Source organism: Paenibacillus sp. JT22N12, from assembly GCF_056269365.1.
On sequence record NZ_JBWDNU010000003.1, the window covers coordinates 486,308 to 507,610 of the forward strand.

The 21,303-nt window shown below is 49.5% G+C and carries 14 protein-coding genes; all 14 read right to left on the reverse strand.

Annotated features, from left to right (window positions below; all coding sequences use genetic code 11):
* Positions 1 to 32: 32 nt before the first annotated feature.
* On the reverse strand, positions 33 to 398 hold the full coding sequence (locus AC0YOA_RS13550) for a cupin domain-containing protein (RefSeq protein WP_475787025.1): 366 nt from the start codon (positions 396 to 398) through the stop codon (positions 33 to 35).
* A 241-nt stretch (positions 399 to 639) separates the two neighbouring features.
* Positions 640 to 3,201 carry a glycosyl hydrolase family 95 catalytic domain-containing protein gene (locus AC0YOA_RS13555; RefSeq protein WP_475787026.1) on the reverse strand — a complete coding sequence of 854 codons (2,562 nt, stop codon included), beginning with the start codon at positions 3,199 to 3,201 and terminating at the stop codon, positions 640 to 642.
* Positions 3,202 to 3,405: 204 nt separating this feature from the next.
* Complete coding sequence (locus AC0YOA_RS13560) at positions 3,406 to 7,104, reverse strand: OmpL47-type beta-barrel domain-containing protein (protein WP_475787027.1); 3,699 nt, start codon at positions 7,102 to 7,104, stop codon at positions 3,406 to 3,408.
* 50 nt (positions 7,105 to 7,154) lie between these two features.
* Positions 7,155 to 10,220 carry an FIMAH domain-containing protein gene (locus AC0YOA_RS13565; RefSeq protein WP_475787028.1) on the reverse strand — a complete coding sequence of 1,022 codons (3,066 nt, stop codon included), beginning with the start codon at positions 10,218 to 10,220 and terminating at the stop codon, positions 7,155 to 7,157.
* A 290-nt stretch (positions 10,221 to 10,510) separates the two neighbouring features.
* The gene (locus AC0YOA_RS13570) at positions 10,511 to 10,729 is read right to left on the reverse strand and encodes an alpha/beta-type small acid-soluble spore protein (protein ID WP_210040882.1); all 219 of its coding nucleotides are present in this window, start codon (positions 10,727 to 10,729) and stop codon (positions 10,511 to 10,513) included.
* Between the two features lie 116 nt (positions 10,730 to 10,845).
* Positions 10,846 to 11,805 (reverse strand): ATP-dependent DNA ligase, encoded by a 960-nt coding sequence (locus tag AC0YOA_RS13575; RefSeq protein WP_475787029.1) that lies wholly within the window; start codon positions 11,803 to 11,805, stop codon positions 10,846 to 10,848.
* Between the two features lie 110 nt (positions 11,806 to 11,915).
* Positions 11,916 to 12,941 (reverse strand): LacI family DNA-binding transcriptional regulator, encoded by a 1,026-nt coding sequence (locus AC0YOA_RS13580; RefSeq protein WP_475787030.1) that lies wholly within the window; start codon positions 12,939 to 12,941, stop codon positions 11,916 to 11,918.
* 67 nt (positions 12,942 to 13,008) lie between these two features.
* On the reverse strand, positions 13,009 to 14,040 hold the full coding sequence (locus AC0YOA_RS13585; RefSeq protein ID WP_475787031.1) for an ABC transporter ATP-binding protein: 1,032 nt from the start codon (positions 14,038 to 14,040) through the stop codon (positions 13,009 to 13,011).
* A gap of 2 nt (positions 14,041 to 14,042) precedes the next feature.
* Positions 14,043 to 15,080 (reverse strand): ABC transporter ATP-binding protein, encoded by a 1,038-nt coding sequence (locus AC0YOA_RS13590; protein WP_475787032.1) that lies wholly within the window; start codon positions 15,078 to 15,080, stop codon positions 14,043 to 14,045.
* A 33-nt stretch (positions 15,081 to 15,113) separates the two neighbouring features.
* Positions 15,114 to 16,259 carry an ABC transporter permease gene (locus tag AC0YOA_RS13595; protein WP_475787033.1) on the reverse strand — a complete coding sequence of 382 codons (1,146 nt, stop codon included), beginning with the start codon at positions 16,257 to 16,259 and terminating at the stop codon, positions 15,114 to 15,116.
* Between the two features lie 3 nt (positions 16,260 to 16,262).
* Positions 16,263 to 17,261, reverse strand: a complete 999-nt coding sequence (locus AC0YOA_RS13600) for an ABC transporter permease (protein WP_475787034.1) — start codon at positions 17,259 to 17,261, stop codon at positions 16,263 to 16,265.
* A gap of 117 nt (positions 17,262 to 17,378) precedes the next feature.
* Positions 17,379 to 19,346 (reverse strand): ABC transporter substrate-binding protein, encoded by a 1,968-nt coding sequence (locus tag AC0YOA_RS13605; protein ID WP_475787035.1) that lies wholly within the window; start codon positions 19,344 to 19,346, stop codon positions 17,379 to 17,381.
* 444 nt (positions 19,347 to 19,790) lie between these two features.
* Positions 19,791 to 20,309: an SRPBCC domain-containing protein gene (locus AC0YOA_RS13610; protein ID WP_475787036.1), complete on the reverse strand. Its 519-nt coding sequence runs from the start codon at positions 20,307 to 20,309 to the stop codon at positions 19,791 to 19,793.
* A gap of 606 nt (positions 20,310 to 20,915) precedes the next feature.
* Positions 20,916 to 21,299, reverse strand: a complete 384-nt coding sequence (locus tag AC0YOA_RS13615; RefSeq protein ID WP_475787037.1) for a YciI family protein — start codon at positions 21,297 to 21,299, stop codon at positions 20,916 to 20,918.
* Between the last annotated feature and the right edge of the window lie 4 nt (positions 21,300 to 21,303).

A 21,303-nucleotide genomic window follows, 5' to 3' on the forward strand; every position in this document is an offset into this window, starting at 1 on the left:
AGACACAAAAACGGTACATAAGCGCATATCCTCTACGATTGTTTATGGTGGCGGTGCGGACCGGCGTGACACCAGAGCGTGACGATCGGATCCTCGGCGTCCGAGCAAAGATGATGATTCTCGCCAGGCTCGACGATGACGATATCGCCCGCTCTGACGGGATGATGCTCGCCGTTGATCTCCATCGTTCCAATCCCCTGCAGAATAAGGAACGCTTCCCGATCGTCATGGACGTGAAAATCTCTGCCGTCCGGACCGTCGTTCGTATGGCTGCGTTCGCTTCGCCCGGCGAAAGCGAGTCCGCCGGAAGAGAGATAGGCGCCGGGCAGCAGTTCCCCGAACACATGCCCGTTCTGCTCCGGGTTCACCCGCATCTCTTCTATTCGTGTACGGATCATGACGCCGCCCCTTCCCTGTAATCGTTCTTATTGGCTTCGCCGGTATACACAATCTGTATCCCGCTCAACTTGCCATTAGCAGCCCTCATGAGATTCCTCCCCTTCACCTCACCATTATAGAATTCGGACATCAGTCCCGGTATGGCAAAACTTTGGTTGGGTTGTTGTTTTTTATTATCGCTCCCGTAACATAATCCTGCCGTCTTAATCCATACTCGTCAGAATAGCTGTTCATCTCAACTTAAAAAGGGAAAAGTTCAATTTCTTCGCCTTTCTGCGTATCGAATTCCAGCAAAGAGCCTTTTAGTGCTATATCCTTGCCACCCGCTTTGCGCAATGCGACCTCAGCCTCGCCCCAGGGATTCCTTATTCTGCATGCTCCTCCCAGCGTTGAGCTGATTTTGACAAACGGAATGCTTCCCGACCGAATGGCGGAGGTGACATTGAATCCGCCATGGCACCATAGGGATATCTCTGCATTCCAGTCAGCCGGACACGCAGGGAAGACACGAATGACGGATTCTTTGCCCGGACCCGGAGGCCCGCTTTGGCAAAGCGCTGCCTGCAGTGCAGAGGCGGCATTGCCTAAACGCTGCACGCTCATGCAGTTGACTCCCTCTCTGACTGTCAGCCTGTTTTCAAAAAATTTCACTCTTCCCGTGTCCGCGAAATAACAATATTCCCGTTCCGCATTCACGCATTCCAATTGTGCCGATACAGCCTGCTTGAACGGTTCCGCGAGTCCCATGTGGGCATGCACACGCGCCGTACTCGACATTTCGGATGCTGCACGGCTCCAGTCATGGTCAAGCATCGCTTCCTGGTACCTGATCGTGGCCATGGTCGTTTCGAACATTTCCGGATTGTCATATGCCGTTTCCAGCGAGCACAGGCTGCCAAACCTCCCCGGCTTCAAATCGACATTGCTCTTGTTATCCAAAACAGGGCCGAGAGCGCCCACCCACACTGCGGGCTCATTTTCCGGAGTTCTCAACACGGCATCGGGATGATCGCTTCGCGGCAGCGGGGCAAGATTATCGTAAAGCTCCTGCCACACAGGCCGGATATCTTCATCCGCTTCCAATATTTCCGAAGCCTTCAGGACAATCGGGAATATGGTGTGCATGCCCGCCATCGAATCCATCGTATTTTTGCCGCCGTAATATTTTTCGTCGCTGGTTGTTTGGTAAATGTGATAGCGGCCGTCCTCGTCCTTTTTCAGATTCGGGAAATGGCGGAAAAACTCGGCGACTCCCTTCATAATCGGATATGCCCGTTCCCGCAGCCATTCTTCGTCCTTGGTATACTCATAGTACATCCAGAAATGACTGGCAATCCCGACCTGGGATGCGAACATATGCGTCGTGAAGCCGAATGACCCGAAGCCTCTCTCTACATATACTAATTTGCCGTCCACGTTTTGTTCGTGATACTTCCAATTCCATCTGCTTTCATGCGGACGCTTGGAGAAAGCGAATTCGCGGAAACGGCCGGACATTTGATCCCACGGCTTGCGCACCAGATATAAATCTCTCATTTCCGCCGCGATATCCTCCGGCAGCTTCTCCATTCCGTCAAACGTCACGACCTCGGGTATGAAGATACCCTGACTTCCCCATTGCTGCCTGGCAGCTTCAGCACAAGATTCGTACATGGACGAGTACATGCTGAAATACGGATGAAACAGCTCATGATGACCGGAAGGAAGCACAGCGTTGTAGTACAGGCTCATGTTATTCCACCAGTGCATGGCTCCCCAGTGTCTGAGATCTCCCCGCGGGCTGAGCAGCATGCCTCCGAAGTTAGGCGGGAACTGCCCTCCCCTGGAGCTTGACGCCATCAGGTACAAATAATACGTGTAATGAAGCTCCACAAACTCGGCGGTTCCATCTTCGCTGCTTAAGCGGATATAGGATTTTTCCCAAAACCGATTCCACCAGGACTTGTGCTCCTGAAGCAGGAGGTCGAATCCCGCTGCTGCTGCCTGCTCTACGATGTTGACAGCGGCAGCGGCAATATCTTCATTTTCGTCAAAACTGGCTGCGCTTCCTATAAAAACGTCGAATACTCCCTGACCCGGCTTTACGCACAAACGCATCTCGGTTTCATTCGGCTGACCGATCACTTTGCTCTCCCTGAAGCTGCCTACAGGCGCCCGTCCGCCAAGCTCATCATTCATTCTCGCTTTGGACTCCCGTCCGGAAATTCCAATTGCGACGGCTGAGCTGCAGTAATAGTTGCCCTCCCTGAATTCCTGTGTTAATACAATCATCCCGCTGCGCATGCTTAAACGCGATACAGCCGAATGATTCTTGCTTACGACCTCCGCAGGTCGGAGCATCTTCAGTCTGATGTTGATCACCTGGGGAGCTTCTCTGTCATCCTGCGCTCTGACTGCGAAAACATCCTCGTTGGCCGAAGCGAAAGCCCGGGCTTGCACCCCATCGCCCGAGACCAACGCCGTCCCGTCAAATAAGCTTAAATGCTGCTTTATTCCGCCGTCATGAAAGATGTCTTCGCCATAATCGACAAAATCGATATCGACAAAGCCGCATGCATACGCATAATCCGAATGTCTCTCGTTGAAGCTGTTCGTGCTGCAGTCATTTGCAAATACATCAACCCGGTTGATCTGAAATTTAATGGCGGAAGGGGAAGTCCACAGCAAGCTGCCCATTCTCCCGTTGCCCAGCGGCAGTCCGCCTTCACTTCGTTTGACCGTATGCTCATAGTGCAGATCCGCACGCGACACAAGCCCGGCATAATCCATTTTTGATTCGGCAGCCGTGTTTCCATGATCCATCAGAAGCTCTCCTCCCAAGACTGTTGATTTAATAATTGTATAGAACAAATCCGCTTCCAGGGATGTTGAAATTTATGATAAAACTTGTTTTTTTTATTATTTGCGGTCTCTTATCCAGAGAAGGTCAGCACAGCAAAACAACCCTATGAAGCACTCACTCGCATAGGGTTGTTTGGTTTGGTTAAATAATTTCCAGGCTGTTCTTTATTTTCCGGACCAGGCTTTGATCAAGGCGGCCGCATCAGCCTTGAGGACGGACTTCGCGGCTTTGGAGATTTTATCAGCCACCAGTTTGTTATCCAGATGCTTCAGGAAATCCTGCATATGCTTGACCGCTTTGCCTTTGTCGCCTTTGTCCAATTGATGCTGCGCCTGCTTCAGGCTGCTGCGCAGCTGGTCAACCAGCGGTTTCTTCAATTCGCCTGCTTGGACATAACGGTCCATCAAGCTGGATATCCCTTCAAGGGTGGCGTTAATTGTAAAGCGGACAGACTCATCCGTCGTATTGCCCGCCAGGTCGGTGATGACGATCTTCAGGGTATGCTGGCCAAGCTTGCCGGCAAAATCTACGGAAGCGCCGTTCTTCAAACGCATTCCGTCCAGGATGATTTCCTGGTTCGTTACGCCGGAGAGCGCATCGCTTGCGTTCAACTGGAGCGCAAGCGGACGGGCGTCGGAGAAGACAGCGCCTCCAGCAAGCGGTTTACCGTTAGCCGCAAGCTCAAAAACAGGCCTCGTCTTGTCAATACGGACGGTAATCTCCTTCGCATGCTCGATGTTGCCTGCAGCGTCAATTGAGCGGAACTGCATCCGGTATACACCGTCATTCGTGAAGGTAACCGGTCCGGTGTAGGTTTCCCACTCCGCAGCAGCATCCGATTTATATTCCGTTCTCGCTATTCCGGAAAGATCGTCATGAGCCGTCAATGCGGCAGACGCAGCCGTGTTCAGCCAGCCATTCCGCGGAGCTGGTTCGATCTTTGCCTCTGTCTCCGGCGGAGCCGTGTCCTTCAATTCTTCCGGAAAGGCCGGTGCCGAAATCATAAACTTGCGGGAGTACGGGTCTGTTCCCTTCGACCTTACGGCGACTTTGGATAAATCGGTCATGCCGCCCGGCAGCGTATACCTTGCTGCACCCGCCGGTAGTTCGGCAAGTACCGCTGCGCCATCATACACAATGTAGCCCTCGCTGGAATTATTGGAAGCCCACTTCAGGTTTTTTACCGGACCGCCGGCTTCAATCATCAGATTCTGCGGAGGAGTCGGCGCATTGAACAACTGAACCTGCGTAAGGCGCGGAGGCCCTGTCAGATCCGTGCCTGTATTGCCGCCGGATGCGTTCTCAACCGTTACTTTGACATATCTTGAATGATAGGTCCTGCCAAGATCTATCGGATGCGAGCTATCCTCCGAATCGGTACCGCCATTATCGTTGACGGTCGCATACGTAAAGCCTTGGTCTGTTCGTTTATCCACTTGTTTAAATGCCACTTCGTCAAAATCGGCTGCCGATGTGTAGTTTCCAAAATCATCGGATACATAAACGGTTGCGCCTTTTAGCCGGGTGGACTTCGCAAACAGCCTTATTTGGCTGAAATCCATTGCCTGGCCAAGGTCCAGTATGAAGCTGCCTTTCCTCTCTCCGTCCGTACCCAGCCAGGAATACTGCCCAATTTGATCCAGACTGGTAACATTCGTTACATCCCATTTTGTCGGATCCTCCAGCACGCCGCTCGTCAGTTTGTTCGCATTGCCGAATTCATTCGCCGCAGCGGATTGCAGCTGAATCGGGTTGGCGCCTTCTGTCCTACCTGCGTTATACGCTTTTTTATGAAGGGCCAGATTTACGGACGGTATACCGGTCGCCACCTTGCTTATGGTGATGTCGGCAAGTTGAAGCCTGGCGTCATATGCGGAATTGGTGCCACCCGCAGAACTGCGGTAGATGCCCCACTTGGGGCGCAGGTATTGATCGAACACAGCGGGATACTCTGTCTCGAAGCCGCCGCTTCTTTCCGGTCTTCTCCACAGGTCCTTGACACCGTCGCTTGCGCCTTGATTGGAGAACATCTGATAAACATCCGGGCTGTCAAACGAGTATACCTTGCCGGTTACCATATCCGTGATCTTAATGGTGAGCCAGCCGGAATCCGAAATAAGCGCGTCTAGCTCTACCTTGATCCAGTGGCCGTCGATTTCCTTTAATGGAATTCTCATCAAGTTCTTATCCCCGTCATACCGGTTATGATTGACAACAAGATCTCTGCTGGTTGTTCCGGAAATGGACATCGCAATGATATATGCGCCGTTTTCACCGCCGCTGTTGCCCCCAGGCAGTGTATCTGCCCCTTGTGCATTCACAGCCTTCAACTGAAAGATATGCCGGAAGTTCGGCTGATTCCACTGGTCGCCGTCCGGTATATTCCAGAGCCATTCGTAGGAAACCTGGTCGCCCTCGTAGGCTGTAAAGTCGCCGGTTGAGTCCTCGCTGGGGCGAATTTCGATTCTTTGCCTGTCCGTAATGGCCGCCCCGCCAACCACGTAGCCCAAATTCCGGTCAAAAACCCCCTTGTGGCCGTACTCGCCGTCGCGAACCTTATCCATGAATTCATTATTCAAGCCTCTGCCGTTGGCGGTAATCTCGAATACATCCTTTTGCAGTGTGCTGTCCCAAACGCTCTTGATATGGTCATCGGCGGCAGCCGCTTGGGGCTGATCGCCGTAAAACTCGTGGTACGCGTCTCTTATCCGTTTAGTCACGCCTTCTACCGGTTCATCGGTACCCATTGCGCCGCCCAGGATGTTATAAGGTGATACGCCTTCAATGGCATTCATCCTGATTGTCTTGTCATTCCCGCCATAGCCGCGTGCCGTTACGTCCAGTGCAAATATGGACGGGTCGCCGCTGTTGAAACGAAGCATAAATTCGTTTGTGCCCAGAGGCAGCTTGGAAAGGTATGCAGGTGCAAATATAACCGTATTTCCTGATAGCGAGTAATCTAAATCCGGACGAAGCGCAGCAGCGCCTTTGCTTATGCCTGCGAGCGTCTGCCCGCTGGCAAGGTTTATATCCACCGATACGGGCTCGGCCTGATCCCAGGTGCTGTAGGTACCCTTGGCCGGCGCCAGTTCAGTCGCGTTGGATACCGGATCTTTGCCGTAAACAGCCAATCCGGACAAGCCCATCATGGAATTGTTATCATCCGCTCGCCTGTCGCCGGGGCCGACCAGAATCATGTTTATCATCACGTACCGGGCTGTAAACGGATACAGGAATGTCTTGGTATCATAACCCCATTGTTGTCCGTTGTACGTTACATAAGACCACAAGCCTTCCGTTTCCGTACCTCCGGCCAGTGTCCAGCCATTCGACTTCCAGTCGTAATCGGATGCCGCATCGGATGCCGCAGGCGCAGTTGCCCAGGAATTGGGGTCATTGGAGTAATAGATCTCGAATCTTCTCGCATTGCTTTGGATATTCGAGATCGTGTTGGGTATTTCGAGGTACAGCTTATCAATTGTTTTTGGAGCGCCCATATCAAGGGATAATGCCAATGATGATGGAGAAAAGCCGTTCATATATACATTCGGGCTTGAATTGCGCCAATACCCGCTGCCGCCCGACCGTAAGGCGTCTACACCCGGATGATCGGGCGCTTCCGAGCTTGCCTTGAGATTCACGCCTGCCTGCGGCGAGAAACGGGTTGGGTCCAGCAGATTGACAGAACCTGCTGCTGCTGGAGGATAAACCGTATCCGTTACTGCCGGCTTCCCAGACTCATCGCCAGTCGAAACGGCATGAACGGTTGGCACAGGAAGAGCGGATAGACCAACAAATGAAAGTAAAAGCGCTGCTATAAGAACGGTGCTGAATGCCTTTTTTAGAACCTGCTGCGTGATCATCGTTAAACCTCCTCGGATCTCATAGAAACTTGTATATGAATACTTATTTGTTATTTCACAGACCAGGCTGTGATCAAGGCATTTGCATCAGCCGTGAGGACGAGCTTCGCGGCATCGGATACGTTGTCCGCCATCGGATTATTGTTCAGATGCTTCAGGAAATCCCGCATATGTTTGGCCGCTTTGTCATTGTCGCCTTTGTCCAATTGATGCCGTGCCTGGTTCAGGCTGCTGCGGAGCTGGTTAACCAGCGCTCCCGTCAATTCTCCGGCTTCGGCATAGCGGTCAATCAAGCTGGATACCCCTTCGGGGGTGACGGCAATTGTAAAACCGGCAGACTCATCTGCCATATTGCCGGCCAGGTCGGTGACCACGATCTTCAGGGTATGGGGGCCAAGCTTTCCGGCCAAATCAACGGAAGCGCCATTTTCCACATGAATTCCATCCAGGAAGAGTTCCTGGCTCGTTATGCCGGATAGGGCATCGCTTGCATTCAAGAGCAGCGCAAGCGGGCGGTCGTCGGAGAAGGCTGCGCCATCCGCAAGCGGCTTCCCATTTGCCGTCATTGCCAGGACTGGCTTCGTCTTGTCTATCCGGACGGTCAGCTCCTTCGTCTGCTCAGTCCGGCCTGAAGCGTCTACAGAACGGAATTGCAGCAGGTAAACGCCGTCTTGCGTAAAAGCGACCGGTCCGGTATAGGTTTGCCATTGCGCGTTATCTTCCAGCCGATATTCCGTTTTCGCGATACCGGAGGGCTCGCCTTGGGCTGTCAGTGCGACGGTCGCGTCCGTGTTCAACCATCCGTTCCGCGGCGCCGGTTCGATCCGTGCCTCCGTCTCCGGCGGAGCCGCATCCTTTCGCGACAGCTTGATATAATCGAAGGTAAGATGATAGCCGGAGCTGCCGGCATTCTTCCCGGTCACCACAAACCGGAACTTATGGCTGCCGGCTTCGAGATTGCTGCTGCCCATAGCAATCGCCGGAAAAGTTTGAGCGGTATGATACTCGTCTACGGGGCTGCCCTGGGAAACCCCATCCACATACAGCTGGGCGATTCCTCTATTGTTGTTCGACTTGTAGCCAAATTCGATATCATAGTTTCCAGTCTCGGGAACATCAACGGTTACTTCAACCCAGTCGCCGGCCACGGGGGCCGAGGAGGTCTGCAAATACCTTCCTGCAGGCGTATTACCGCCTGCCGCCGTATTGATCGACGGTCCGCCGGGGTTGACGGTATAACTGGCGGTCGAAACCGGGATTATCGTAACAGAAGATGAATCTGTCAGCGAAACTTCAATATAGGGCTTGATGTTTTTGGAGTTCGTAATACCCGGACCGGCAAATTCGCCAAAAATCTTATAAGTCCCCATGTTATCGGGATTGTAGCCTTCCGGGCTCCATGATACGTTCACCTTCTCTGTCTTGCCGGTGCTCAAGGTGACATCAAGCTGTGCAGGCAGCAGCAATTGACTAAACGGAGTACCTTTGGAAGCTCTAATCTCTTGCGGCCTTGCCCATGCTGCCATATCCTTAGGCTGCACATTGGGATTCCAGCCATCAGGAAATATATAGCTGTTTTCATCCCTTTTGATTAAGTGCACATCAGCCAGATACATGGTTGCAGACTGGAATTCATCTGCATAAGCCGCATCTGCCGGGCTGTTGTACATCCCCCTGTAAAGACCCCATTTGGAGCGGTTCTGTTGACCCGGCTCTACAGGCAGATCACCTCTTTCGTCTCTGCCGGTAGCCGGATTGTTTACTTCAGGGCGTCTGTATGTTTCGGCTGTCATACCGCCTTCGAAAAGCACCTCGCCAGTCTCCAGATCGACAAGCTTGCCGTACAAATAACCTTTATCGGCTGTTAAAATCGTTACTTCAAAATCAAGCCAGCGGTCAACGACCCTGTCAAAGGGTATCGTGAACAACGGCTTGATTCTGTCCGCGTAGCTGCCATCGGGGTTGTTCCTGAATTCAAGCTGGCCTTGGCCTCCGCTTGAAACCAGCGAGAGGGTAGCCACGGGCTGGCCGGCCGCATTGCCTGCTACTTCTTTCAGTTGGAATATGTGCCAAAACCTGTGGGGAACGATAAAATCACCGGCATGCTTATCACCGGTATCCTTCTGATATCTTAACGTTTCCGAAGGGAGCATCAGCCTCCAGTGATGGGTCATAATGTCGCCGCCAAAACTATTTGCCTCCATATTGGCTGCGCTGGTGCTGCTTTTAATCTCCAGTCTCTGGCGGTCGCTGTTGACTGCGCCGCGATCGCCGTCGTCCCGGCTCATGCCTCCCGGGGCAACAAAAGGCGAAAATTCGTGAAAACGCAAAATGTCGGAGTTAAGCTTCCCGGCGCCGGGAATATTTGCAATCCCGTACTTTCCAAGCGCATCCACATTACTTTTGCCAATGGTCTGCAAATACATATTGTCTCCCAGCCATGATTCATCAACAATCGAAGCCATCGGGTAGTCTCCCGAACGGTCGTAGACTGACTCCGGCCATGATTTCCCGCTGTACGACGAAGGCGTGCCCGGGCCTTCTATAGAACCCGTAGTACTGCCATTGCCAATTTTGGATGCGCCCATAACATCCCATGCGTGTTCACGCGCCTGAATATTGAGCGGCAGATATTTGTCATTAGATCCCATAGGGCCTGTAATTGGAGGCAAAGACATACCCACGGTGACCGTAATTGTATATCTTCGGATGCTGCTGCTGTCATTCTTATCGGTTACTGCCAAATAATATAACGTGGTTCCGCTTGTTGAAAACTGGTCCATTTTTGCATCGCCTTTGTTCATGCCGCTGGCTGCAAAAGAAACGGCAGTCGTTCCATCGCTTCTGTACAGCGCTCCGGAAGCGCCGGGATTCATTGTTACATTCAGCATCTGGTATAAGGTGCCGTAGGGCAATGATATATGAATGGTTGCATGATCAAGATCAACTTCTGCGTTTACCGGCTTGTTCACTTCAATGTCCAATAGTCCCAGGCTGTTTGCCGGCGCTGCATGAACCGTTGAAGCTGGAAGCCCGGACAGATTAATAAATGGAAGGACAAGTGCAAATAAAAGAACGGAGCTTAATGCCTTTTTCAGGACTTGCGGCTTAAACATCTTTAAACCTCCTTTAATTTCGTAAACTTTAGCTTTTAAATAATAAATCCGGATCCCTTCTTTCCGTTTTTTTTTTGGATTTGAATACATGCCTCAAACTACCTTCATCATAATTAACAATGATATTTCCTGTATTGGTTAATTTATGGCTCTATGGAATTTTTTACGATTGCATGATTCTTACGCGGTAATCGGCTATAAAAAAAAGACCAACGGGATCTCTGCAGTCAGAAGATCATCGTGGTCTTTTTCTCATGAACTGAATTTCAATACTTTCTCCTGTAACAGGCTTACGAACGGCCTGCTAGTTGCTGTTCAGCAATTTGTACAAGTGTACGGGTGATGTTGCCGCCAATTGTACCCGCTTCACGGGTAAGAAGTTGTCCGTTGTAGCCATTCGGTTGAAGTTGAATTCCGAATTGCTGTGCAATTTCATATTTCATTTGATCCAGTGCTGCATTTGCTTGAGGAACGACCAATTGGTTGGTTGAAGAAGATTTGCGGCTCATATTGTAAAACCTCCTTTGTAATGTGAGGTTATTATGTGTCGCTAAAATGCTATTATACCCCGATAAAAAATGTAATTATTTCCAATTGATTCTGTGCCCGCTGCCTTCTATATCATTTATGGGAATAGGCTCTCATCCGGGAAAACACATTCCGAAAGCGGCCGGTCCACAAATGCTTGAATGCTTGGCTGACGCAGGGATCGGCCTTCCTGCAGGCGCCATTCGGTGTACATCACTTTAACGGCGAGCGAGGGCTTCACCCATATTGCGTCTTTATGCCGTTCCGGTGTATTGAAAAAAGGACACTCCTTTACCGCATCAGGAGCGAGCCGTTCCGTCAAATCCCGCCAATCCGCCCTGCTAAGGCGGCCGGTGCCAGTATGGCCTATATACCAAAAGCGTCCTTCCCTGTCATATAACCCCAGAATTATTGCATTGATAATGCCGCCGTTCAAGGTAAAACCACCGATCGCGGCAATGACGTCACCGTAATTCTTGACTTTGACCCAACTTGCGGTTTTACCTCCAATTATGTAGGGGCTGTCGATCCTTTTGCATACAATGCCTTCCATCCCCTGCTGCTTCATTAATTGAAATAGCGCCTGGCCGTCGGGATGATAGGTAACGGGCTGAACAGTCTGATTGGGGGTCAGTATGCCATGAAGCAGATCGGTCCGTTCTCGAAACGGTAGGTCATGCACCCAATTCCCGTTTAGAAACAGCAGATCGAATACCATGTAGTAGATTGGAACTTCCTTCTGCACTTGAGGAACCCGTTCCATTCTCCGCAGCCCGTCTCTGCGCATGACTTCATGAAAGGACGGTTTACCGTCCGGGGCGAGTGCCACGATTTCCCCATCCATGATAAATGATTTCGCTTTGCAGTAAGACGGCACATCGAGAAGCTCCGGATAATGGCGCGTCCTTTCATTCAAACGCCTATTATAGAGGAATATCCCGCTTTCGTCGGCGTACGTTAACACTCTCACCCCATCCCATTTAATTTGGTACACCCAAGGATCTCCAACAGGTATGGTGTCTTGCCTTACAGGTTCGAAGGGCACAATTGGTTTCAAAGTTAGGCTTCTCCCGACTCTTGTTTTTACATAGTGTTACCGATCTGCAGGAAGAATATGACACATCCAATAAAAGAGCGTACCTTCTTACTTTCGCCAAGGCCAACGCTTCAAAGCGATGAACAGGAGTCACCTTCAATTATTTTGCTGCTTATGATCATATGTTCCGGAAAATCGCCATCAAGGATACCCAGCTTATGCATAAGCAATCTGACGGAATGAACTCCGAGCTCCGAAGACTGCAAATCCATGCCCGTCAATGAAGGCGTTGCCTTATGCATCATGGAGAGATCGCCGCAAATAACAAATAAAGAGAGATCTTCCGGCACGCTCAGACCCAAATCCTTAATGGCATTCATAACACTGAATGCGGTGCGGTCATCATCCGCAATAATTGCCGTTACCTGCTCCTTCAACTCGCTCAGCACATGGACCGTCTCATCGTACCCGTAGTTCATATATTTGCTTGAAGTTAAGGCGGGTTTATAGTGAATCATATGTTCCTGCACGTCGATCTGGTGATTTGTCAGCAGCTCGATGAAAGCCTCTCTTCTTTCGATGGCAACGGTCATAAGCTCATTGGCATTTAGAAACATCATGCTGCGGTGGCCCTTGTCTATCAGATAGCTGCAAATATCACGGATAATCTGGAAGTTATCGTTGTTTACGGTCGATGCATCCTTGACATTCGAATTAAAGATTTTACCGATTGTGACGAATGGGATTTGGTTCAGATGCAGCAAATTGATACGCTCATCCTCTTCTGTAGGACCAAGCACAATGGCTCCGTCAATCGGATAACTAGCCAAAGAAGGAGTTTTCACCTTTTCTACCGGGATCATATCGAGCAGCACCCTGTACCCGTAATGAGAAGCTTCCAAAATAACTCCATTGATAAACTGATTATGGAAAGTATTGAAAAAGAAGTTTCCATGCGGGATCGTAAGCCCGATGGCCATTGTTTTTTTGGTCACCAGGCTTCTTGCGATATGATTCGGAACGTAATTTAGTTCTCTGGAAGCTTCCAGGACTTTATCCGTTACTTTTTCGCTGGTAGGTCTCTTTTGGCTGAAAACATTGGATACGGTTCCTTTTGAGACACCGGCAAGACGTGCAACATCGTCGATTTTCGCCATTTCTTGTTACATCCTCTCAAAAAACGCAGCATCCATAATGGAGCCCAACGCTAATTGACATTCACTGTTATTCAACGGCTGCCGGTTCATTCGCTGCACCCCTCAGATTTAGTTGTTCCGCATAATGACAAGCCGCATATTGGTTGTCTCCTACCAGGCGCAGCTGTGGTGCCTCCTGCATGCATTTATCGGTCTTGTACGCACATCTTGGGTGGAAATGGCATCCGCTTGGCGGATTCGCAGGATTCGGAACCTCCCCTACCAATATAATTCTATCTTTCTTCTGATCCGGATCAGGCTGGGGCACTGCCGACATGAGCGCTTCCGTATAGGGGTGTTTGGGTTGACCAAACAACGAATCCACGGTTGCCAATTCTACAATTTTGCCCAGGTGCATCACTGCTACCCTGTCGGAAATATTCTGAACGATCGATAAGTCATGCGAGATGAAAATATACGTAATTTGAAATTGCTCTTGCAGGTCCTTTAAGAGATTTATAATTTGGGCTTGAATTGAAACGTCCAGGGCCGAAACCGCTTCATCGCACACAATTAGCCTCGGTTGGGTAATGAGCGCCCTCGCAATGGCGATACGCTGTCTTTGTCCGCCGGAGAAGGCATGAGGGTAGCGTTTAAGGTAACTGACATTTAAGCCGGTTTTTTCTGCAATTGCCGCTACTTTTTCTTCCACTTCCGATTTATTCAACTTGAAATTGGCGATCAGCGGCTCGGAAATAATGTCGAATACGCTCATTCGCGGGCTGAGAGAGGAATAAGGATCCTGAAAGATCATTTGAACATCTCTTCGCAATCTCTTCGATTCTTTACCCTTCAGCTTTAAAAAATCAACGCTCTCTCCGCCTTCGGTATGATAGATGACCTCGCCGGATGAGGCATTCATCCCCCTTACGATGCACCGTCCCAAGGTCGTTTTTCCGCAGCCCGATTCTCCAACGATGCTTAAGGTTTCGCCTTCGAGAAGCTCAAATGAAATATCGCTTAATACTCGAACGGGCTTAGGCTTTGCAAACAAAGCTTTTTTGGACCTGACTTTGAAATCCTTGTTCAGCTTAATGACATCCAGAATTGGTTTGGACATGGCTATTCTCCTTCATGCTGATCCGAATACAGAAAACACCTGACCATATGTTTGTCGGATAGACGGGTTTTTGGTACGGCCTGCACATTGCATACCCCTTCAATCCGATCCTTGCAGCGATCGTAGAACCCGCACATAGGAGGCATATTGATAGGAATGGGCACGGAGCCTTCAATTGAGTCCAGGCGCTTGCTCTTATTTCCGCCTAATCTTGGCATCGATTTGAGCAAACCCTTCGTATAGGGGTGTTTAGGATTATGAAAAATTTCCTTTACGGGTGCCTGCTCAACAATTTTGCCAAGATACATGACCGCCACTTCATCGCACATTTCCGCAATGATGCCAAGATCATGAGTAACCAGCAGAATGGCCATACCGAACTCTTGCTGAAGCGACTTCATCAATTCCAGCACCTGCGCTTGAATCGTCACGTCCAGTGCTGTTGTTGGCTCATCGGCAATTAATAATTCCGGATTGCAAGATAAGGCCATCGATATCATCGCCCGCTGCCGCATACCACCGGAGAATTCATGCGGATATTGGTCAAATCGCTTCTCCTGATCCGATATTCCCACTTTACTCAGCATTTCGAGCGTGATTTTCTTGGCTTCCTTCTTGTTCTTGGTGCGATGGATTAAGATCGCTTCCATGATCTGATTCCCGATCGTATACATCGGTGAGAAAGCCGTCATGGGCTCCTGAAAGATCATGGCGATTTTCCGACCGCGAATCGAACGAATCTGTTTGCCGCTCGGGTCCATGGACAACAGATTCAGCGGGTTTGCCGACTGCTCGGATGAGGATTGGTACATAATGCTTCCTGTCGTTTCGCACTCTTTCGGATTAATGCTGATAATGGCTCTGCTTGTCAGACTTTTCCCACAACCGGACTCGCCCACAAGGCCTAAAGTTTTTCCTTTTTGAATGTCAAAGTCTACCCCGTCCACTGCGTTCATTTCCCCGTTATCCATCTGAATCCGAATTTTAAGGTCTTGAACGGAGAGAAGGGGCTGCTGAGCTTGAGCAGCCTGAGCCGTCATATTATCCCCTCGCTATGGCCTCAATTTATTGGTTTATTTCTTGTAAGGGTCCGCGGCATCGCGCAAGCCATCGCCCAGAAAGTTAAAGGTTAATACAGTTAAGATAACCGCACCAAGCGGAATAAGCTTCCATGGATACAGAGCAATATTCTGGATCTGCTGGGCTTCCTGAAGAAGAACGCCCCAGCTGGTAGCCGGAGAGCGAATCCCTAAGCCGAGAAAGCTCATTGCCGTCTCGCCAAGAATCATCCCTGGAATCGCCAACGTCGTGGCTACAACCAAATAACTGATAAAACCCGGCAACAGATGCCTTGTTATAATTCTCGCATCGCCAACGCCTGCAATCTTGGCCGCAAGAACATAATCTTCATTTTTCATAGAGATAAACTTGCCTCTCACGACCCTTGCCAGACCGGTCCACTCGATAAAAGCAAATATAATAACAATGTAAAGATACATACGGACCACCGGTATTCGCGGAGGAATAGCAGCGGATAACGCCATCCATAACGGAAGAGTCGGGAATGAGCGTATGATGTCGATAATCCGTTGAATCAAGGCATCCAGTCCGCCTCCGAAATATCCGGATATGCCGCCGATAATCAATCCCAATATAAAGCTGATGCCAACCCCTACGAGAGGGATGCTAAGCGATACTTGACTTCCCAGCAAAATCCGGGAGAACATGTCTCTGCCAAGCGCATCGGTGCCTAACAGAAATATTCGTCCGGGTTGTTCCACTCCGAATAAATGCGTTTTTGTTGGAAGGAATCCGAGAAATTTATAGCTTTCACCTTTGGCAAACAGCTCAAGCGAATACCGCTTTTCTTTGTTGGGCTCGAATATTTTACGCATCGTTTCCGGGTCTCTGCCTGACTTCAATTCATATACGAACGGTCTAATATGGAATTTACCAGACGCGTCTACGAATCGCAGGGTCATTGGAGGCGCATTCACATATTTGCTGTCGTAGCTTTGCAGCCCGTAAGGCGCCAGGAACTGGGCGAACAGCGCGCCGGCGTAGAGAATAGCCAGAACCATTAAGCTGATCCGAGCTAATTTATGCTTCTTGAATCTCAAATACATGAGCCGCCATTGCGAGCTATATTGAACATCCTTATTTTCGAGCGGCTTGGATAGGCGCACTTTCTGTTTTCTGAAAATCGGCAATGTTCTCATAGGCTAGTTACCCCTGAACTCTGTTCGAATTTTTGGATCTAGCCACGCCAGTAAAATATCCGACAGCAATGTCCCCAGTACCGTTAACAACGCCATGAACAACAGCCAACTGCCAGCCAGATACATGTCCTGACCCAGTAAGGCATTAAACATTACCGGCCCCTGTATGGGCAAATTCAATACGATAGCGGTAATTGTGGAGCCGGTGAAGATGTGGGTCAATGACCAGCCGAACGTACTGACAATAGGATTTAAAGCTGCGCGCGTCGGATACTTAAAGAGGATTTTTCTCTCCGACAGCCCCTTGGACCTGGCCGTTACCACATTGGGCTTATTCAGTTCGTCCAGCATTTGTCCTCTCATAACCCGAATAAGGTCCGCAGTGCCCGATAGTCCGATGACAATTACGGGGATAATCATATGCTTTGCCAAGTCCATAGCCTTGTCCATCGACCATGGCGCATTCACGTACTCCCCCGAAAATAAACCGAGCAACGGATCGCCGAACCAGGTGTAGGAAAGGAACATTAATATAACGGCGAGCAGGAAGTGAGGCGTCGCCATTCCCAGAAAACTTAAGCCCGAGAAGAAATAATCTCCTTTGGAATATTGCTTTACGGCACAATAAATGCCGACTGGAATCGCTACGGCGTATTGAAAAACCATCGTCACCAGTGAGACGACCAGCGTCAATCCCATGTACTGCTCGATCACGGCTGTAACGGGCTTGTTATAGTTGAAGGAGTATCCGAAATCCCAATGCACAACAATATCTCTAGCCCAAATAAAATATTGTTCGTAAATCGGACGGTTCAAGCCCAAATCCACCCGCATAGCCTCCATGTCTTCCTGTGTAAACACTTCGCCCGCAACGGACATTTGCGCCGAATAATTGGATACATAATCGCCGGGCGGAAGCTGAATGATGTAGAAAACGATAAATGAGATCAATATCACGACAGGTATGGTCAACACGATTCTTTTCAAAGTGTACTGGAGCATCTCTTGTCCTACCCTCTCCTTGACAATTCAGAGATATGAATGCCTTCAAAATCTTTGGAATGAACCCGATAATGGAGAGCTCTTCCCCATTATCGGGTTTACGGTATAATCCGGCTGTTATTGCTTAATGTAGAATTGTGCAGGATGGCCTGCCCCCAAGGAGCGGAACTCATCGGCCCATATCATGGATTGCGGTATGTTGCGCATATTGTTCGATGCTGCAATCAACGTCGGCGTCGGGCCTGCATAACCGATCACCCACTGATTTTTCATATGCAATTTAATAATTTCATTACCCCATTGGGTAATTTCCTCTTTTGAACTGGCTGCCTTAAGCTTATCCCAATCCTCCAGGAGCAAAGCAACATCGCCTTCCGGCTTCACTCCCTCTTTGCCGCCCGATGAGGTATACAATCCGTATTGGCCATACCACGGGGTAAGCACACGGAGCGGTACTAGCGCATCAGGCCGGAATGCCACATTGACAACAGATATGTTTTCTATGTTCGCAGGGACTTGATTCGAATACTTCAACTCCTGCAGAGTTGCCTGATCGACAACCTTCAGATTGGTCTTAATCCCCATCTCCTCATAATACTTCTTGAGCAGCTCCAGGAATTTCGCCGAATCTTCAGAGGAATCCATAATCGTGATCGTCACATCCGAACCGTCCGGGAATAACCGGAAATTGTCCTTGTCCCGTTTCGTTAATCCGAGCTCATCCAACAGCTTATTGGCCTGGTCTGGATCATATTTAGCCCATTGATCTGCCCAGCCTTCCTGATATCCGACGAGCCCTTGCGGTACTGAAGCCTGAATCGGGTCGGCAATTCCGTTAGTCACGATCTCTGTGATCTCTGTACGGTCTACCCCGAGAGAAAGCGCTTCCCTAAATTTGATGTCCTGGAACAGCTTTCGCAGATTAGGATCCTCGATCGTCTGATTTAACTGAATTCCCGAAGTTGACCACGCTGGCTGCTGCCATGGAATAACCCGGTAATCACCTTTCTTCTCATTTTCCTTCAAGACAGTGAAGTCCTGTGCGCCAAACGTGGAGAGATTGAAATCTCCCGCCAATGTGCCGAGCACTCTTTGACTGGGATCCTGAATTTTCGTCGCGATGAGATTATTCATATAGGGGAGCTGGTGACCGTCGACATCCGTTTTCCAGTAATAAGGGTTGCGTTCCATAACGAACTGGTCACTCTCGGGATCATTCTTGGCTACCCAAGCCCGAAGTGTCGGGATCTGCGGATAAATCCAGTAATAATAACCCGTTTCCTTCAGGAAAGATGCCGTATCCGCGAAGCCCCATTGTTTGGCGATTTCGAGTGCTTTATCTTCGCCTACAAATTCCGGCAGGATTGTCTTCTGGAAATGTGCCGGTGCAAAGAACCACTTATTGTCGATCGCAACGCGCTCAAGGAACTGGACGCTTGGATATTTATGTGTAATCTTGAACGTGAAGTCATCAATCTTTTCCACTTTGGCCAAAGCTTTTTCTCCACTTACCGGATCAATCGAGTAGTAAGCATCATATATTTTTTTGCCGAAGGTTTCTTTGGTCAGCATATGCTCCCAATAGAACAGGACATCATCTGCTGTAAATGGCACGCCATCCGACCACTTCATGCCTTTCCTGAGGTGAATGGTAAATTCCGTGGAATTTGCATTCACTTCATAACTTTTGGCAACATTAGGTTCAACCCCGCTGCCATCCTTGTTGAAGCGGAACAGCGCTTCTTCGGTTGGCTGCCCAACAGCCCATTTGTCACTGGATCCCATCCAGGCCATTTTCCAATCTCCGCCGTATTGTCCGACCTCATCAACAACAGGCTCAATCATGATATCTGCCGGAGCTGGCATACGATCTGCCAAAGCAGGCAGTTTGCCTGCGGTTACAAGGTCAGTCAGCATAGGAGCCTCTTTGGCATCAGATTCCGTGGTTCCGACCGGTGTATCCTTGACCACTGCCGTTTCGTTGGTTTCTTTCACAACATTCGGTTCCGATGCATTATTTGTGCATCCTGCAACAATAATGGCAAAAACGACTAGCAGAACTATAAGGAACCTCTGTTTTTTCAAGTTAACCCCTCCAAAAATCTATTCATTTCCATTCGTTGCCCTGCTGTTACCATTGCTGTTTTCTTCTTCACTGGGTTCAATGCAAGCCTCCCTGACTCACCTCCGCCATTTATTAAACCGGTTTAATTCATAGATGTCTATTTGTATTCCTTTAGGCAAAAAAACAGTATGTATTTTGTATTAAACCGGTTTAATAATATAAGGTATTGTAAGCGCTTTTATTGTATTCGATATATTAACAAAACACAATAATTATTTAGCAGTCCTTCCAGTTGCTGTGAAGTCACATGCCAGGCTCTAAGACCTCGGGAGAGCTTATTCCTTTGCCCCCATTGCTTGCTGGCGCCACAAAGAGACAAAAAAAGATCACTCCCCCTAAGAGGAATGACCTTTTTCTCCGTTCCTTGCTGCTGATCGCTTCGCGTTTGCGCCAAACACTTCCCTTTAACCGGCCTTCTGGATCGACTCCAAGTGCTCGACCAGTCTGTCCCACGTATCCGTGATGCCCTCCAGCATACCCATATCCAGAACCTGCTGCAGTCCTTCAACCGTTGCGTATTCAGAACGGCTAATGATCTTTGTCCCGCCATCCGTCTCGATAAAGGTCATGTCTACAACCGTTGCCGGCATATTTTCCGCCACGTTTCCTTCCGCATCGGAGAAATAATCCACATACCCGATCTTCTCCGGTACGATGATTTCACTATACACACCCTTCCCCCATGATTCCATTCCATAGTATTCGCCCTGGTTCTTGTCCTCGCATTTCATGCAATAATGCCAAACTCCGCCAACGCGGAAATCAATATGGCATACCGGGAGCGACCAGCCTCTTGGCCCCCACCAATGCTTCAGATGCTCAGCCTGCGAGAACGCCTCGAACACGAGCTCCCGAGGTGCCTTGAATTCACGCTCCAGAACAAGCACCTTATCCTCTACCTTGGATACCATTTGATTTGTCATTTTAACATCCTCCTCGATTAAAATAGTTGATCGAAATAGTCCTGCCGCAGCTCTTCTCAAAACTGATCCATCATTCCAAGCTCAGTCCTGCTGCGCTCTCCGAGTTTCCTTCAGCAAATAATCATCCAGGCGGCCGAACTGTGGCTCTGCCAAGGCTCTCATGACGTCAGCATTCATCGTCATCATCCAGTAGTAACTGGAGTTTTTTGCTGAAATAAATATACCACGACAGGAATATTCCTGTAAAGGAATATTTGAGAAAAATGTTCATTAATTTTTAACGAAAGATTTAACCCTTTATAGGAACCCTAACTCGGAATACAAGACAAGCTGACTTTGTGTTTTTTACATTTTCCTCAAAATCCGGACGCCTTCAGCTCTTGATGAGGAGTGGCAGGAAGCTGTTCCCTTTCAATTAGACGAAAACAACCAATTATGGTTGCGCTGCCCTCTTCGGATAAAATTAAAAAAAAGAGACCTGGAGTCTCTTTTTTGGTATCCGTATCTTGTCGTGCGGAAGTCTATTCTGCAGATCCGGCACCCGCCGCCGCTCGCTTGGAGCCTGAACGAGAGTGTCCTCCAGCTGCAGCTGCAGGTTCGCGGAAACTACTCCTTCCCTTCCCGCTTCTCGAAATAGTGGATAGGGCGGACCTCAATGCGCCAGCCGAATTGCTCGCCCGCACCTACTTGCGTGGCTGGATGCAGCGAAGCAATCCGGATTGCATCCTCCATGTCACTTGCTTCAATGAGAAACGCGCTGCCAATCATTTCCTTGGTTTCGATAAAAGGACCGTCGGTAACCTTCACTTTCCCGTTTTCACGCCGCAGGACTTTGGTCTCGTGGGCAAGGCCTGCGTCGATGATCACTTGTCCGCTCTTGTAGAGCTCCTCGAGATGGGACTCGCATTCGCGCATGACAGCATCGATCTCCTCCTTGGGGCGGGAATCCATTTTCTCTCGATCGAAGTAACCCAAGCACAGGTATCTCATCTTA